The organism is Dryocola clanedunensis subsp. sulfonylureivorans (assembly GCF_016756775.1).
Taxonomy (GTDB): domain Bacteria; phylum Pseudomonadota; class Gammaproteobacteria; order Enterobacterales; family Enterobacteriaceae; genus Dryocola; species Dryocola clanedunensis.
The window spans coordinates 185,818-200,644 of sequence record NZ_JAERMU010000004.1; the positions used below are offsets into that span (position 1 = coordinate 185,818).

Genomic DNA, 14,827 nt, shown 5'->3' on the forward strand with positions numbered 1-14,827 from the left:
TGCCATACATTCTGTTAGGGTAATTCCAGCGCTGCTTTCATGGTGTAGAACAGATCTGTCTGGTCCGTTAAGCCCACGACATTCGCCGCCCCAGGGCCGTAGGCCGCAATACGAAGCTGCGTGCCGGTGTGCTCCTGGGCGTCCCCTTCCGAGTTGCCATAGCTGATGACCATGACCGAGCCGTCTTTCGTCTTCAGCGCCTGAGTCAGGCCCGGTGCTTTGGTATCCGGGGCGACAATCTGGCTGGAGTGCGCGTGGTCAGCGGTGACGACCACCAGCGTGTTGCCATCCTCACGGGCAAACGCCAGCGCTTTTTGCACCGCTTCGTCCAAATCCACCGTTTCGCCAATCTGGCCGCAAGGGTTAGCGGCATGGTCCTGTTTATCAATAGACGCCCCCTCCACCTGCAGGAAGAAGCCCTTTTCATTGCCCTTCAGCAGCGTAATGGCCTTATCCGTCATCTGGGCGAGCGTTGGCACGCTGGCATCGCGCTGCGGGTTTGGCGTGCAGGTCACGGCGGGCTTATCAATATTGCCGTGATAGCTCGCCTTCGGCCCCTCCCAGAGCACCGGCATATTGCCCGGCGCAAACATGCCGATCAGCGGTTTTTGCTGATTAGCTTCGCGGATTGCCGCAAGCCCGCTGGCGTTATCCACCCACTGATAGCCCCTACTCTGCGCCTGCTCCCGCAACGTTTTTCCGTTCCACTCCCCTGCTTTGGCCGTCTCTGCAAATGTTGTCGCGCCCCCGCCTAACGTAACATCAGGGCGTGCATTGAGAAGCTGTTCGGTGATCGACCCTTTGCCACCGTTTTCCAGCGCATTCGCGGCACATTTTTCACTGGTCACCGTTGGGCCATAGCATTTACGCGATGTGACATGGGAGATAAGCGCGGCAGGCGTTGCATCCTGGATTTCCGCCGTGGAGACGTTGCCGGTCGCCTTGCCAGCGGCTTTCGCGAGCTCAAGTATGGTGGGATGGTCTTTACCGTTCACGTCCACGCCAAGCGCCCCGTTATAGGTTTTTACGCCGGTGCTCCATGCTGTAGCCGAGGCGGCAGAATCGGTCACGTAATCAGGCTTATGGGATTTCTTATCCAGCGAATAATGGGTGTACTGCCCGGTCAGCGGCAGCGCATCAATGCCCCTGAAGAAGCCGCCAGCCCCTTCCGCATAGTTACGGGCCGCAGTGATTTCAGAATCCCCCATGCCGTCACCAATTAGCAGAATGACATTCTTAGCAGGCTGATTAATTAATGACGCACGTAACGCTTCGGTTCTGTCGCTATTAAGGCGTCGTGCGCCGCCGGGCTGGGTGATATCGCCGCTCGCCGCTCGTGTCTCTGGTGTTAAAGATATATTTTCCGCAAAGGTAAGCGGGGCGGTTAGCAGCAATGGGAATAAGGTTATAATTATTGTGCTCTGTTTCACTTTATTTTCTCCATGTAAAAACTACAGGCATAAATAAACAACAGAGCAACAATATAAATAACAGATGACAGTTAAATGACAGCTTGCAGGTTTCAGCTCCGTGGGTGAGTCAATAACTTCTCTAAATACTGCTGCAAGAGTTGTGTGTCATGGGTGGTAACAACCCCCTTTGGGCGAGCGTCATGCATAGCAGCCTCAATACTGGTAATTAAAGCCTGCTGTTCACTTTGTTCCATGCGGCGCAGCAAGGCGGTAACAACAATTTCCAGCGCTTCGATCTGGGCCACAAACTCTTTCGACTCTTCTTCTTTTTCGGCGAGTTTAACCAGCAACTCAGCAATGAGATTTTTCATAACCATTGTCCCTAAGGGGTTGAAAGCTGACGGTAACACTCCGTCTGGCGCTTTCCTAGTAGGCAGAGGTATTATTTTTATATGACAGTTTAATTATGTGCGAGAGCGCAAAAAACCTTACTGAATGACTTATTTATAAAATAGTATGGCGGAAGGGCTATTCCAGATTTTCTTTTCAGGAATAGCCATATAAATTCCAGAAAATTAACTCTGCCGCCGCTGACGCAGTAGCTCATCCTTCCGACGTTTATGATGTAACGCAATACCCAGCTGAATGATATTGATCAGCACCACTACGGCGGTGGCGGCAAATACCCAACGGAACCCGGCCATCGCGGACACGCCCGCGCCCATTAATGGTCCTACGACATTGCCCAGATACATAAACGACTGGTTGTAGCCAAATATTCGTCCTGTTACCTGGTCACTGGAATATTTCACCAGCAGCGTCTGCACGGCGGGCAGCATGGCCCCATCGGCAAAGCCCAACAAAAAGCGTAAAACCGCAAGCTGCACGGGCGAGGTCACAAAGGACATGGCAAAGAACAGCACCACGGCGATAATTAGCGTCGCCATTAATACTCTGGCGGTGCCAATGCGGTCACCCAGCTTGCCTAATTTTGGCGCCGAAAAGAGCGCGGAGATCCCCGGAACGGCGGCGATAAATCCGCTGATAAAGGCGATGTTGGTACTGTCCGGCGAAAGGTGTTTTATAAACAGCGCCAGAATCGGGCCAATGGAACCGTTACAAAGCTGAATGACCAGCGTGGTAACAAACAGGCTCAGCATGAGCCACGGGTAGGGAAGCGTGGCGAAGACAGCTTTACCCGATAGCCGCTCGGCCTTACTGATTTTCGGCCGCACGCCCTCTTTAATCAGCAGCAGCGTGACGGTAAAACTGACCATCAGCAGCGCTGCGGTGACAAAAAACACCATCCGCAGGCCCAGCGTATCCGCCATATACCCGCCCAGCAGCGGTCCCACAATCACCCCGCTTATCTGCGCGGTAGAAAGCGTGCTGATTGCCCAGCCGCTGCGCTCACGGGGCACCTGCGAAGCAACCAACGCCATCGCATTAGGAATGTAACCAGAAGTCAGCCCCATAATCGCGCGCAAAATAAAGAGCTGCCAGACATTGGTCGCAAAAGCCTGCAAAAGGATAGCGACGGCCATACCGAGGGAGGCGCGCAGCAGCATCAGCTTGCGCCCTTTCCGGTCGGCGAGGCTGCCCCACATCGGAGAGACAATGGCGGAAACCAGGAAGGTCACGCTGAAGGTCAGCCCCGACCACATGGACAGCGCCTGGTGCGACGTCACGCCCAGCTGTTCAACATAAAGCGGTAAAAACGGAAGAATTTGGCTGATGGCAAGCCCGGTAAAGAAGCAACCGAACCAGACCGAGATAATATTGACCTTCCAGGATTCCATACGATGCGCTTAATCAGTGGAGTGAAAAGAGAGGCGGAATTCTGTGAAGTTTATCATACAAATTGACCTCATCGACACAGACCGTAGCCGCGCATGCCTAAGTGAAAATGGTTGGCGTGCGCGGCGTTGTACTCCGGCCCCAGAGAGTTGCCAAAAAACGGACAGCCCGTATCAAAGGCCCGGTGCAGGTATTCACTCCCCTTCCCGTCGGCCCGCCAGCCTTTCAGCACGCTGACCTGCTGTTTATTAGCAAACACAAAGCCGCTGATATCCAGCGCGTCCGCCGTGGCATGTTCACTCAGGCGCGCATCTTTTCGGTTGTAGATATTGCGGCAGGCGTAGCTGCCAAGATGGTTTATGCGCGTCAGTTTGCTGCCGAATGTCGCCTGTGCGAGCGGAGCCGCGCGCTGATGCACAAACATGGTCGCGCTGAGCGCCAGCGGGCAGCTGGCCAGGAAACTGCTGCTCAGCGCGATATCGCCAAAACTCTGCACACTGACGACGTCCGTCAGCGGGCAGGTCCCCGCCACGTTCGGCACAGGACGAAAACGCAGCTGCTGGCGTTCCGCCGCCTGTTCAAGCAAAACCAGACAGCTCTGCGGGTGGTCTGCCATCTGGCGCAGCTTGTAGCGAGTCACCAGCGTTGGCGGATCGTCAATGGATAAAGGAGCAAAGGGATTAAACTGCGGAGGGAGGTTTTGGTAAATCCAGAAAGCCGCCACCGCCGTCACGGTGAAACCCATCACGATTTTTACTCCTTTCGCCATGCCACGATCCTTAATTGATTACGGAATAATCAGTATAGAAGTCACGAGATTTTAAGCAGCCACGAAGCACATGAATCAACGCTATGAGCGTGGTATGTTGTTCGCCTTTGTAATTGTTAAGGATGGGTTTGGGCATGGCAAAACTGCGGGTTGGTATCGTCTTTGGTGGCAAGTCGGCGGAGCACGAGGTGTCGCTGCAGTCGGCAAAAAATATCGTCGACGCCATTGATAAGTCGAAGTTTGAGGTGCTGCTGCTGGGTATCGACAAGCAGGGACAGTGGCACGTCAATGACGCCTCCAGCTATCTGCTCAATGCGCAGAATCCGGCACTTATTGCTCTGAACCGCTCCGAAAAAAATGTCGCGCTGGTCGCCGGCCAGACGAAGGATCAGCTGATTGACTCTCGCTCCGGCGAACACCTTGCGCAGGTGGATGTGATTTTCCCTATCGTACACGGCACGCTGGGCGAAGACGGCTCTCTGCAAGGCATGTTGCGCATGGCGAATCTGCCGTTTGTTGGCTCCGGCGTACTTGGCTCTGCGGTAAGCATGGACAAAGACGTCACCAAACGTCTGCTGCGCGATGCGGGGCTGAACGTCGCGCCGTTCATCACGCTCACCCGCGCTAATCGCAATAAAATCAGCTTTGCCGAAGTGGAAAAGAAGCTGGGTCTGCCGCTGTTTATCAAACCGGCAAACCAGGGGTCTTCCGTTGGCGTGAGCAAAGTGAGCAGCGCACAGCAGTATGAAACCGCCGTGGCGCTCGCTTTCGAGTTCGATCATAAGGTTGTGGTGGAAACCGGCATCAAAGGCCGCGAGATCGAGTGCGCCGTGCTGGGTAACGATGAACCGCAGGCAAGCACCTGCGGGGAAGTCGTGGTCAGCAGCGACTTCTACTCCTACGACACCAAGTACATAGATGATAAAGGCGCGCAGGTGGTGGTTCCGGCTTCGCTTTCCGCTGAGATCAACGACAAAATCCGTGGTATTGCGGTACAGGCTTATCAGGCGCTGGAGTGCAGCGGCATGGCACGTGTTGATGTCTTCCTGACCGAAGACGGCGAGGTCATCATCAATGAGATCAACACGCTGCCGGGCTTTACCAACATCAGCATGTATCCAAAACTCTGGCAGGCCAGCGGCCTGGACTACCAGACGCTGATTACCCGCCTGATTGAACTGGCCCTTGAGCGCCACCAGCAGGACGGCGCGTTGAAAAGTTCGATTACGGCCTAAGCGTTACTCATTCGCCGTTCCCGGCTCTTCAGGTTCCGGGCGACGGCGAATGATAAAGCCCGCCAGCCAGAAACAGATAACCCACGTCACCAGGCCGACCGCATAGCTCCGCCAGCCCTCAGTATTGACTCCAAGCAGGCCAACCACGCCGTTTAAGATGAAAATCAGCCCAATCGCCACGGCATAGTAATGCCAGTCACGCCGCATTTTCAGACTCAGTGTTTTCGCAACCATGATGCCATCCGCAGACAAATTCAGTGGCGGCATTGTCGCACAGGCCGTGCCGGGAAACCGCACGTTTATAGACGTCAACGTGGATTGTGTTACAGATATTTCATTTAAGTTACTAAATTGTGATTTCACGCAAATAATGCAACTTCAGGAAGATTCTTGCCCTGTATTTACCAACAATCTGATATTGACAAACCTTATGACCTGCCACACTTGCTGCAATTATCGGGCGGAAACCTGCCTGGCGTGACGGTTACACGGGAGGTCTTATGACTGAAATATCATTGTCGAAACACGTGGTCCCCACGACGATTACCGTCTCCTCAACCAAAACGACTGGTGCCACCCTCAGCAATATCGCCTACGCGGTATTTATTCTGTTCTGCTTCTGGGTCGGCAGCCAGATCCTCAACCTGCTGGTTAACGCGCCCGGCGTGCTGGAACATCTGGCGCAGGGCAACGACGCCACCCGACCACGCATTGAGATGGGGCTGGCCGTCAGCACCGTCTTTGGCCTGGTGCCTTTCCTGCTGGGCTGCGCATTCCTTGGCATGATTGCCCTGATGGTGAAATACCACCATCGGCACGAATATTAAGCGTTGGATGACGCTGCGCTTATCCAACCTACGCCAGCGTCATCCACCAATTTTTACCTCTTCATACAAGCTGCACGTCTGTCATCTACCCGTTTTGCAAACCATGCCGTCGTTAAATTGCGGGTGATTTTCGGGCTTTCCAGCGTGATGCCCGGCAGCATCTCACGCGGTAACTTCTTGCCCGCTTTTTTCTCCGCCAGCGCGTAAACCTGCTCGTAGAGATCGGTCTTCTCGAAGTCGATGCTGTCGCCTTTTTGCAGCGCCCGGTGGATCTGGCTGTCGCTCATATCCAGCCTGCCCGCCAGCTTTCTGACCGCAAGCTCGGTGCTGCCCGCTTTGTCTGTGTTATAGAGAATAAGATCCCCGTCCAGCGCCAGCTTCGTTCCCGTAGCCTTGCTTACCGCATTCTGGAAGGCGGCGTTGCGGCTGGCGTACCATCCCGCGTTGAAGTCCGCGAAACGGTAAAGCGGCCTGGTGTAATTCGCCGGGTAGTTCAGCAGATGGTAGGTACCGAACCACATGCCGCCACGGCGGGTAAAGACTTCCTGACGCACGGTGCCTTCCATTTTCCACGGATAGTCGCTGGTGTGCTGCTCCGCAAACGCGATGCTCACCTGCATCGGCCCGCCGGTATGCACCGGATTCAGATTACCAAATAGTTTCTGGCCCATCGGCACCATGCCGATAAAGTCATCAAAGATGGCGCTGAGCTGGCCTTCGGTTTTGACCTTGTCCAGCCTGTCGCTGTAGCTCTTACCGTTCGGCGACTGAATTTTCAGCGCGGTGTGGACCAAAAACGCCGGGATATGCAGGCTTTCGGCGCGACGGTCGATCTCTTTCCAGGCAATAGCACTCAGGTTGGGTACTGCCGGGTCCGCCACAAGGTTGGATTCCTGCTGCGCCACCGCCAGCACGGAGCAGATATTCTCCTCGCTCGGTGCGATATCCTGGCTCTTGAAGGTTGTTGCTAACTCTTTTGCCCAGGCGCTGCGATCCTTCTGACCCGCCGGCAATTTTTGCTTCACAACCGTTTCCACATCCACCGGCTTTGCGGTTTCGGAAACAGAAGGGGCGGTTTTGGTCGTACAGCCAGCGAGGAGAAGCGCTGCGCCCAGGCTCAGGGCGAAAAGTCCATATTGTTTATTTTGCTTTGCAATCGTCATAACGTTCCGTTGTGTTTGTTTTGTCTGGCCCGCTTGAATAATCGCCACGTCAGGGCCACCGGACTAAGGTTTAACTGTGCCCGCTATTGCCGGCCCTGACAATCATAAATACTGATGAATCAATCATATCAATATATTTGAGCTATCAGCTCTGAGCGCCCAGAATGCCCCCACACCCACCCAGCAGGAGCAGAGCATGACTGACAACGCACAATACCTTGAAGACCGCCTCGCCATTGGTGACCTGTTAAACGGCTGGATCTACCGCGACCAGTCCCAGTGGGACGAGCTGGCTAAACTGTTTCACCCGGACGGCACAATCGAGGTGACCTGGTTTGAAGGACTGGCGAGCGAGTTTATTAAAGGCTCGATGCGCATGGGCGAATCGGACATCGGCACCAAACATCTCATCGGCGTGCCGACCGTAACCTTTAATGCCGCACAGGACAAAGCCCTCGCTATCACCAACGCCATGATCATCGGCCAGAACAGCAAGCTGGCGCTCGGTGCCACCTGTCACAACCGCTTCTTTGACATGATTGAAAAGCGCAACGGCGAATGGAAAATTCTTCGTCGCCAGGTGGTCTACGATTTTGGCTCCTTTGATTTCCCGCTGGGCTTTGTCGAAATCGATCGGGAAGCGGCGGCCCGTTACCCGCTGGCCTATGCCCCGCTCGCTTATCTGCTGGAAAAATCCGGCTTCCCGGTGCAGCGCGTCTTTGCCACCAAAGGCTCAGAGCTGGAAACAACGCTGCAAAAAGAGACCGCGGCCTGGCTGGCAGCCTGACAAAATGTGCGCTTTTCTTGACACAACGTTGACAATTAAATGCCTGGTCAGTAATTTCATCTGTAATTACTGACCAGGCAAATATCATGACTCACCATCCGGGTATTATTACCAACAAACTCCATCTCGGTTTGCTTATCCACCTCGCAAACCAGTTCAAAGACCAACTCATCAGCCACTATTTTGCCGGTGCGGATATCACTGCCCCGCAGTTCAAAGTGCTTATCAGCATCCATAAAGGCTTCACCAGCCCCGTTGAAATCAGCAAAAACCTGGTCATGGACGCCGGTGCCATGAGCCGTATGGTTGACCGCATGGTGAAGCGGGAGCTGATTATCCGCACCCCAAACCCGCAGGATAAACGCCAGGTCATTCTGGCGCTGTGTGACAAAGGCCAGGCCCTTTGCGACCGTTTTGAAAAAGAGGCGCTGGCCTCAATCATCGGCGACCTCACCGCCCGACTCACCCACGATGAGTCCCGTTTACTGGTAGAGCTAATCACAAAAATGCTGCCGGACGAGATCGTCGCACCTCATCGCTAAGTCTTTACTAAAGGTCATCACAAGATGGAAAGCACACCTGCCCAACACGTTGAGCGCGGCAGCAAGCGCAAACGTAACTTTATTATTCTGTTTCTGATCCTGGTGCTGGCCGCCGGGGGAATACTTGCGTGGTATCTGCTTTACGCCCGCTTCTATGAATCCACCGACGATGCCTACGTTAACGGCAACCAGGTGACGCTGACGCCGCAGATTGGCGGCACGGTGACCCAGGTCACCGTTGATGAAGGCGACTTCGTGCAGAAGGGCCAGCCGCTGGTGCTGCTGGATCCGAGCGACACTGAAATCGCTCTGCAACAGGCGGAAGCGAACCTGGCAAACACTGTGCGTCAGGTTCGCGGGCTGTACAGCACGGCGGATAACTACCGTGCCCAGGTCGCGGCCAAAAAAGTCGCCCTGCAAACGGCGCAGAATGACTATGCCCGCCGTCAGAAAATCTTCTCTACCGGCGCAATCGCGGCGGAAGATCTTTCCCACTACCGTGATGCGGTCACCAGCGCGCAGAGCGATTTAGCCGCCGCGCAGGAAGCATTACGCACCAATACCGCGATGGTTGATGACACCGTTATCGACAGCCATCCGGAGATTAAAAGCGCCGTTGCCACCCTGCGCCAGCGCTTCCTGGACAACGCCCGCAGCACCATCGTTGCGCCGGTTAGCGGCTATGTGGCCAAACGCGCCGTGCAGCTTGGGATGCGCGTGGATTCAGGCACCACGCTGCTGGCCATCGTGCCGCTCAGCGAAGTGTGGGTGGATGCCAACTTCAAAGAGAGCCAGATGAGCACCATGCGCCTGGGCCAGAAAGTCACCCTCAGCGCAGATCTTTACGGTGACGACGTGGAATACCACGGCACCATCGAAAGTCTGGGTATCGGCACCGGCAGCGCCTTCTCTCTGCTGCCGGCCCAGAACGCCAGCGGTAACTGGATCAAAATCGTGCAGCGTCTGCCGGTGCGCATCACGCTGGATCCGCACGACATGCAGAAACACCCGCTGCGCGTTGGCCTGTCGATGAACGTTCGTGTGGATATCCGCGACGACGGCGGTCATCTGCTGCCGCAGCAAACCGTTAGCGCCCCGCGTTTCACCACGGATGTGTATCAAAACCCGCTGGCCGAGGCGGACAAACTGGTGGCTAAAATCCTTCATGACAACAGCAAAACGGTAGCCGCGGGCAGCCGTTAAGAGAGACGTTATGCAAGATAAGGCCTCGTTTACGCCCCCCAATATGTGGCTGGCGGTGCTCGCGCTGTCGCTGGCGACATTCATGCAGGTGCTGGACTCCACCATCGCAAACGTTGCGCTGCCGACTATCGCCGGGAACCTCGGCGTTAGTGCGGACCAGGGGACGTGGGTTATTACCTCCTTTGCGGTGTGTAACGCCATCGCCCTGCCGCTGACCGGCTGGTTTACCCGTCGCTTCGGCCAGCTGAAGCTGTTTATCGGTTCGGTGGTGATGTTCACCCTCACCTCGTTCCTGTGCGGCTTCGCCCACAGCATGACGGAGCTGATTATCTTCCGCGCCCTGCAGGGCTTCTTTGCCGGGCCGATGTTCCCGATGTGCCAGACGCTGCTGCTGGTGATCTTCCCCTCCAGCAGGCGCAGCATGGCGCTGGCCCTGCTGTCGATGGTCACCGTGGTCGCCCCTATCGTCGGGCCGATTACCGGCGGCTGGATCACCGACAACTACTCCTGGCCGTGGATCTTCTATATCAACGTGCCGATCGGTATTTTTGCTTCGATTGTGGTCTGGACGCAGCTTCGCTCGCGCGAAGAGACAACCACCCACTCGCCCATCGACTACATTGGGATCGCCCTGCTGGTGCTGGGGGTAGGGCTGCTGCAAATCGTGCTGGATAAAGGGAACGATCTGGACTGGTTTGCCTCAACGCACATCATCATCATGACGGTGATTTCGGCGATTTCGCTGGTGTCGTTTGTCATCTGGGAGCTGGGCGAACGCCATCCGATTGTGAACCTGCGCCTGTTCAAGGATCGTAACTTTGCCATCGGCACGATCTCGCTGACGCTGGGCTACGCGGCGTTCTTCGCCATCAACATTATTCTGCCGCAATGGCTGCAAACGCAGATGGGCTATACGGCAATCTGGGCCGGGCTTGCCGCAGCGCCTATGGGCGTGCTGCCGCTGATCATGACGCCGATAATCGGCCGCTATGCGACGAAATTTGACCTGCGTATTCTGGCTTCGCTGTCGTTCCTGACGATGGGCGCTTCATGCCTCATCCGCGCGCAGTTCAATACCGACGTGGATTTCCGCACCATCGCCGAAGTTCAGCTGTTTATGGGGATTGGCGTGGCGTTCTTCTTTATGCCGATCACCACCATCGTGCTGTCGAACCTCAACGGAGCGGAAGTGGCGGAAGGCTCTGGTCTGGCAACATTCTTCCGCGTGCTGGGCGGTTCGTTCGCCTCGTCGCTGACCACGTGGATCTGGTCACGCCGGGAGATCTTCCACCATGCGAACCTGACGGAGAGCGTGTCGCAGTACAACCCGGCAGCGGTGGATTACGTCGAAAAGATGGGAGGCGCCACGCAGCAGCATATGGCGCTTATCGATAAGACCATCGAGCAGCAGGCCTACATGATGTCGACCATCGACTACTTCTGGATTCTGGGCTGGGGATTTATGGCGCTGATCCTGGTTATCTGGTTTGCGCGTCCGCCGTTTGTCCGCTCCGGCGCGCCGGGCGCGCCTTCGGCAGGACATTAAAAATGCGGCCCCATGATGGGGCCGCATTTTTTATACCGATTCGCCTGCGGCTTCTACCGGAATGTCCTGCAGCGTGCGTTCAAAGCTGCGCAGACGTTTGTAGATAGACATCAGCTCCACCAGCGTGGTCCATGAGCTAATCAGGTACTGGAACGAGCCGCGCACCTGGCCGAAGACGTTGGTAATCTGCGTCATCAGGCCCAGGGTTATCGTCCCGGCCACAATCGACGGGAAGAGCAGGAACAGGCCAAAGACGTTATCCACCTGCAGATAGAGAATGCGGGCAATATTGAAATACATGTAGTGGAAGTAGAGGCGGAAGTAGTTTTGACGCACGCCGTTAAACAGCTCTTTAACGGTGGGCGGCGAGGCGCGAGACGGGTCATCTTCCCCGTATACCAGCTCTTTACGATAGGCGGCTTCAACGCGCTGGTTTTTAAACTCAAGACCCGGCAGCTTGATCCCCACCACCGCCAGCAGGCCGGTCCCCAGCAGGGACCAGACAATCGCCGCAATCACCAGGCCGTAAGGAATGTGGCCGATAATCGGCAGCTCCGGCACGTGGGCTGAAAGGGTAACAAGCACCGGCAGGAAGGCAATCAGCGTCATGATAGCGTTGATAAAGCTCACGCCCATATCTTCCAGCGTCGAGGCGAAACGCATGGTATCTTCCTGCACACGCTGGGCGGCACCTTCGATGTTGCGCAGCAGCTGCCAGTTTTCCATATAGTATTCGTTCATCGCCGTCCGCCAGCGGAACACGTAGTGGCTGACGAAGAAGTTGTTCATCACGCCCACCATCACCGCAATCAGCGCAATCCCCAGGAAGACGCCAACCTCATGGTAAAACTGCCCGATGGTGACTTTGTGCGGCGAGCTGAGCGCCGTCTGGATCAGGTCATAGAACGGCGCGTACCAGGCGTTGACCGCCACGCCCACTTCCACCAGAAACCAGGTGACGAAGATGATCAATGAAGAGCCGAGAATGGACCAGTACTGCCAGCGGTGCGGGCAGTAGATAAACCAGAAAGCGGCAAATGCGCCGACGCAAACCGCATAGTAGGCATAGAAAACCAGGTAGCTGCGTGACCAGAAGCGAGCCGCGCTGATCGGTACTTCACCCGTGACGCCGGCAAGATTCTGTAGCCAGTGGCCGCCGCCGGCCTGCCAGAAGATAACGGCTAAAAGCGCCCAAAGAAAAGCCGACAGGAAAAACGCTGTCGGGCGCGGGAAAAACGACTTAAACATGACAACACTCCTGAACGTAAGGTTCTTTTAGTTATTTTTACGACGTCGCTTAGTTATAGCGGATCCGGGCACAGTAAAGCCTGGGGAATGTTGTATCAAGTAATGTGCAAACTTTTCAGATACTCGTCCATGCAGCCAGAATCTCTGCCGTCTCTTTTACGTCCAGCCGGTTGCCCGGAATTGTCAGGCTTCGCCAGACGTCGTTGTAGTGAGCAATCAGCACTTTCGCGTCCGCCGCCGGACGGTTCGCCGTGGTGTGCGCATCCCCTGCTACCGTCATTGCATAGCCCTTGCTGGCCCCGTTTTTGATGGTGGTATCCACGCAATAATCGGTTGCGCAGCCGCAAACCACAAACTCGTGAATGCCGCGGCTTTGCAGAACGTCCTCAAGCGTTGTGCGATAGAAAGCATCACAGGCCGTTTTGGTGACGTAGAGGGCGTTTGCTGGCCGGGTAAGTTCAGGAAGAAGATCGAATGCGTGGCTTTCCGGCTCCAGCCCCTCTTCGGTGTGCTGGATGAAAATCACCTGGTCTGCGGCATCGATGAGCTGATTGATGCGGGAGGTACAACGTTCGCGGTCAAGACGGGATGTTTCAAACACCCCGTTTTGCATATCGATAACCATTAAAACACGTGATGCGGGCATGGTTCGTCTCCTGTTGAAATTCATCAGAAGCGTAGCATACCCGCCGCAGGATCAGGCGCTGTAGAGCTTGTCCTGGCCGAAAGGACGCGTTTTAAATCTGCGATGTAGCCAGAGATACTGCTCCGGCGCGCGCATGATTTCGTGTTCGATCTTACGGTTCATGTAGGCGGCAGCGGCCTGTTCGTCATCCACCGGATAGTCGACCAGCTCAGGTTCAATCACCAGCTGGTAGCCGGTGCCGTCCGGCTTGCGGATAAGCACCGTGGTCAGAATGGCCGGTTTTGCCAGCCGCGCAATGGTGTAGGTGCCGTTGGTGGTGGCGGCTTCCTGAACGGCAAAGAACGGTACGAAGGAGCTGCCTTTCGGACCGTAGTCCTGATCCGGGGCAAACCACACGGCTTCGCCAGACTTCAGCGCTTTCACCATTCCCTTCAGATTGCGACGGTCAATCATCGCTTTGTTGGAGCGGGAGCGGCCGATAGTCTGCACAAACTCCATCGCTTTGTTATTGTGCGGACGGTACATCGCCATCATCGGCTGACATAGCCCCATGACGCGCCCACCGAGCTCAAGCGACATAAAATGAACGCCGATGACCATGACGCCACGGCCTTTTGCACAGGCGTCGTGGAGATTTTCCAGACCGCGCACGTCAAACCATTTGCGCACACGTTCATCAGGCCAGAACCAGGCCATGCCCGTTTCAATCAGCCCCATGCCGAGAGAGGCAAAGTTCTGTTCGACGATGCTATCAACGTGTTCATCGGAGTACTGCGGGAAACAAAGCTTGAGGTTCTGGCGCGCAATAGAGACGCGGCGCTTTAAAAATCGCATGGAAAATTTGCCGATAAAGCGGCCCATTTTCAGTAACACAGGATAAGGCAGCTGTACCCAGAGCCATAAAATGGCCAGGCCAAACCAGGTCAACCAGTAACGTGGATGAAGCAAGGTTTTGGAAAACAGCGGTTTTGTCGACATAGTTGAGCTTCTTTATACGTGAATTAGGCGTATCGCCTGAAGAACTGAATCATTAGCGGTACAGCGCAGGCTACTACTTAGAGGCCACAGGGCGAGGATAGTTGCAGCAAGGTAAAACTTACCCTGCAGATGATACGCGCGATCCGATCAGTCTATGTATAGGACATGTCAGTTTTTTTGCTTATTTCAACTAATAACGCACCATCGATCCCTCTTATACACCTTTAGCGGTACAAAAAACAGTCAGGATAAATCCAATTCTGTTTTTACGCTGCTCGTTTTTTGCACTAATACTTACTGAGATCCCCCTTCACCTCTCAGGACGTTCGCCATGAAAAAAATCATCTCTCTTTTCTGCACCTGCACTTTACTCATCGCCAGCTGTGCAGCCCTTGCACAGAATCCGGCACAAAGCACCTCAAGTCAGGCTGAACAAAAAGAGCAGCTCAAAAACCCGGGCCATATCAGCGATGACTGCCGTGCGCAGGAGAATAAAAATTCCAAAGCCTGCCTGAGCGGCCACGAAATGCGCGAAGAGCATAAAACTAACGAAAAAATGATCCAGAAAGGGGGCACCACTGACGAAGTCATGCAGCAGGACGCCACCAAAACGGAATAACCTTCACTGCACCGTAGCCACTGGTTACGGTGCAAAAAACGCACAAAAAAAGCGT

General features: G+C 55.2%; 16 protein-coding genes. 7 read left to right on the plus strand and 9 right to left on the minus strand.

Annotated elements, in window-relative coordinates; genetic code table 11:
- Positions 1-14: 14 nt before the first annotated feature.
- The 4 genes from phoA to HYQ67_RS05700 all read right to left on the minus strand — a co-directional run bounded on the left by phoA (position 15) and on the right by HYQ67_RS05700 (position 3,978).
- The gene (gene phoA / locus HYQ67_RS05685; RefSeq protein WP_202302219.1) at positions 15-1,430 is read right to left on the minus strand and encodes an alkaline phosphatase; all 1,416 of its coding nucleotides are present in this window, start codon (positions 1,428-1,430) and stop codon (positions 15-17) included.
- A gap of 92 nt (positions 1,431-1,522) precedes the next feature.
- Positions 1,523-1,783 (minus strand): anti-adapter protein IraP, encoded by a 261-nt coding sequence (gene iraP, locus HYQ67_RS05690; protein WP_202302221.1) that lies wholly within the window; start codon positions 1,781-1,783, stop codon positions 1,523-1,525.
- Between the two features lie 204 nt (positions 1,784-1,987).
- The gene (locus HYQ67_RS05695; RefSeq protein ID WP_202302223.1) at positions 1,988-3,211 is read right to left on the minus strand and encodes a multidrug efflux MFS transporter; all 1,224 of its coding nucleotides are present in this window, start codon (positions 3,209-3,211) and stop codon (positions 1,988-1,990) included.
- 68 nt (positions 3,212-3,279) lie between these two features.
- Positions 3,280-3,978, minus strand: a complete 699-nt coding sequence (locus HYQ67_RS05700) for an extensin-like domain-containing protein (protein WP_202302225.1) — start codon at positions 3,976-3,978, stop codon at positions 3,280-3,282.
- Positions 3,979-4,112: 134 nt separating this feature from the next.
- Here HYQ67_RS05700 and ddlA point away from each other — a divergent pair, with 134 nt between their 5' ends.
- Entirely contained in the window at positions 4,113-5,213 is a 1,101-nt protein-coding gene (gene ddlA, locus HYQ67_RS05705; RefSeq protein ID WP_202302227.1) for a D-alanine--D-alanine ligase, read from the plus strand.
- Positions 5,214-5,216: 3 nt separating this feature from the next.
- On the opposite strand, the gene HYQ67_RS05710 is transcribed toward ddlA, so the two are convergent.
- Positions 5,217-5,447: a DUF2754 family protein gene (locus HYQ67_RS05710; RefSeq protein ID WP_202302229.1), complete on the minus strand. Its 231-nt coding sequence runs from the start codon at positions 5,445-5,447 to the stop codon at positions 5,217-5,219.
- A gap of 266 nt (positions 5,448-5,713) precedes the next feature.
- Between HYQ67_RS05710 and HYQ67_RS05715 the strand changes: the two genes are divergently transcribed.
- Complete coding sequence (locus HYQ67_RS05715) at positions 5,714-6,040, plus strand: DUF2755 family protein (RefSeq protein WP_202302230.1); 327 nt, start codon at positions 5,714-5,716, stop codon at positions 6,038-6,040.
- Positions 6,041-6,093: 53 nt separating this feature from the next.
- Here HYQ67_RS05715 and HYQ67_RS05720 read toward each other — a convergent pair whose 3' ends face one another.
- The gene (locus HYQ67_RS05720) at positions 6,094-7,203 is read right to left on the minus strand and encodes a DUF1615 domain-containing protein (protein ID WP_202302232.1); all 1,110 of its coding nucleotides are present in this window, start codon (positions 7,201-7,203) and stop codon (positions 6,094-6,096) included.
- A gap of 196 nt (positions 7,204-7,399) precedes the next feature.
- Between HYQ67_RS05720 and HYQ67_RS05725 the strand changes: the two genes are divergently transcribed.
- The 4 genes from HYQ67_RS05725 (at position 7,400) to HYQ67_RS05740 (ending at position 11,281) form a co-directional block, all read left to right on the plus strand.
- Positions 7,400-7,990: a nuclear transport factor 2 family protein gene (locus tag HYQ67_RS05725; protein ID WP_202302234.1), complete on the plus strand. Its 591-nt coding sequence runs from the start codon at positions 7,400-7,402 to the stop codon at positions 7,988-7,990.
- An 86-nt stretch (positions 7,991-8,076) separates the two neighbouring features.
- The gene (locus HYQ67_RS05730) at positions 8,077-8,532 is read left to right on the plus strand and encodes a MarR family transcriptional regulator (protein WP_202302236.1); all 456 of its coding nucleotides are present in this window, start codon (positions 8,077-8,079) and stop codon (positions 8,530-8,532) included.
- Positions 8,533-8,556: 24 nt separating this feature from the next.
- On the plus strand, positions 8,557-9,735 hold the full coding sequence (locus HYQ67_RS05735) for an HlyD/EmrA/EmrK family protein (protein WP_202302238.1): 1,179 nt from the start codon (positions 8,557-8,559) through the stop codon (positions 9,733-9,735).
- A gap of 10 nt (positions 9,736-9,745) precedes the next feature.
- A complete protein-coding gene (locus tag HYQ67_RS05740; RefSeq protein WP_202302240.1) occupies positions 9,746-11,281 on the plus strand; it encodes a DHA2 family efflux MFS transporter permease subunit in 1,536 nt (511 codons plus the stop codon).
- Positions 11,282-11,311: 30 nt separating this feature from the next.
- Here HYQ67_RS05740 and sbmA read toward each other — a convergent pair whose 3' ends face one another.
- The 3 genes from sbmA to lpxP form a co-directional block, all read right to left on the minus strand.
- Complete coding sequence (gene sbmA / locus HYQ67_RS05745; RefSeq protein WP_202302242.1) at positions 11,312-12,529, minus strand: peptide antibiotic transporter SbmA; 1,218 nt, start codon at positions 12,527-12,529, stop codon at positions 11,312-11,314.
- Positions 12,530-12,644: 115 nt separating this feature from the next.
- Positions 12,645-13,175 (minus strand): isochorismatase family protein, encoded by a 531-nt coding sequence (locus tag HYQ67_RS05750; protein WP_202302244.1) that lies wholly within the window; start codon positions 13,173-13,175, stop codon positions 12,645-12,647.
- Between the two features lie 51 nt (positions 13,176-13,226).
- Positions 13,227-14,153, minus strand: coding sequence for a kdo(2)-lipid IV(A) palmitoleoyltransferase (gene lpxP / locus HYQ67_RS05755; protein ID WP_202302246.1), 927 nt, complete (start codon positions 14,151-14,153; stop codon positions 13,227-13,229).
- 331 nt (positions 14,154-14,484) lie between these two features.
- Here lpxP and HYQ67_RS05760 point away from each other — a divergent pair, with 331 nt between their 5' ends.
- Positions 14,485-14,772, plus strand: a complete 288-nt coding sequence (locus HYQ67_RS05760) for a hypothetical protein (RefSeq protein WP_202302248.1) — start codon at positions 14,485-14,487, stop codon at positions 14,770-14,772.
- The last annotated feature ends 55 nt before the right edge of the window (positions 14,773-14,827 follow it).

What these genes read in the sequence shown, in the direction of transcription:
- iraP (WP_202302221.1), bottom strand. Translation starts at nt 1,783, where the DNA reads ATGAAAAATCTCATTGCTGAGTTGCTGGTTAAACTCGCCGAAAAAGAA.
- HYQ67_RS05695 (WP_202302223.1), bottom strand. Translation starts at nt 3,211, where the DNA reads ATGGAATCCTGGAAGGTCAATATTATCTCGGTCTGGTTCGGTTGCTTC.
- HYQ67_RS05700 (WP_202302225.1), bottom strand. Translation starts at nt 3,978, where the DNA reads ATGGCGAAAGGAGTAAAAATCGTGATGGGTTTCACCGTGACGGCGGTG.
- ddlA (WP_202302227.1), top strand. Translation starts at nt 4,113, where the DNA reads ATGGCAAAACTGCGGGTTGGTATCGTCTTTGGTGGCAAGTCGGCGGAG.
- HYQ67_RS05710 (WP_202302229.1), bottom strand. Translation starts at nt 5,447, where the DNA reads ATGGTTGCGAAAACACTGAGTCTGAAAATGCGGCGTGACTGGCATTAC.
- HYQ67_RS05715 (WP_202302230.1), top strand. Translation starts at nt 5,714, where the DNA reads ATGACTGAAATATCATTGTCGAAACACGTGGTCCCCACGACGATTACC.
- HYQ67_RS05720 (WP_202302232.1), bottom strand. Translation starts at nt 7,203, where the DNA reads ATGACGATTGCAAAGCAAAATAAACAATATGGACTTTTCGCCCTGAGC.
- HYQ67_RS05725 (WP_202302234.1), top strand. Translation starts at nt 7,400, where the DNA reads ATGACTGACAACGCACAATACCTTGAAGACCGCCTCGCCATTGGTGAC.
- HYQ67_RS05730 (WP_202302236.1), top strand. Translation starts at nt 8,077, where the DNA reads ATGACTCACCATCCGGGTATTATTACCAACAAACTCCATCTCGGTTTG.
- HYQ67_RS05735 (WP_202302238.1), top strand. Translation starts at nt 8,557, where the DNA reads ATGGAAAGCACACCTGCCCAACACGTTGAGCGCGGCAGCAAGCGCAAA.
- HYQ67_RS05740 (WP_202302240.1), top strand. Translation starts at nt 9,746, where the DNA reads ATGCAAGATAAGGCCTCGTTTACGCCCCCCAATATGTGGCTGGCGGTG.
- sbmA (WP_202302242.1), bottom strand. Translation starts at nt 12,529, where the DNA reads ATGTTTAAGTCGTTTTTCCCGCGCCCGACAGCGTTTTTCCTGTCGGCT.
- HYQ67_RS05750 (WP_202302244.1), bottom strand. Translation starts at nt 13,175, where the DNA reads ATGCCCGCATCACGTGTTTTAATGGTTATCGATATGCAAAACGGGGTG.
- lpxP (WP_202302246.1), bottom strand. Translation starts at nt 14,153, where the DNA reads ATGTCGACAAAACCGCTGTTTTCCAAAACCTTGCTTCATCCACGTTAC.
- HYQ67_RS05760 (WP_202302248.1), top strand. Translation starts at nt 14,485, where the DNA reads ATGAAAAAAATCATCTCTCTTTTCTGCACCTGCACTTTACTCATCGCC.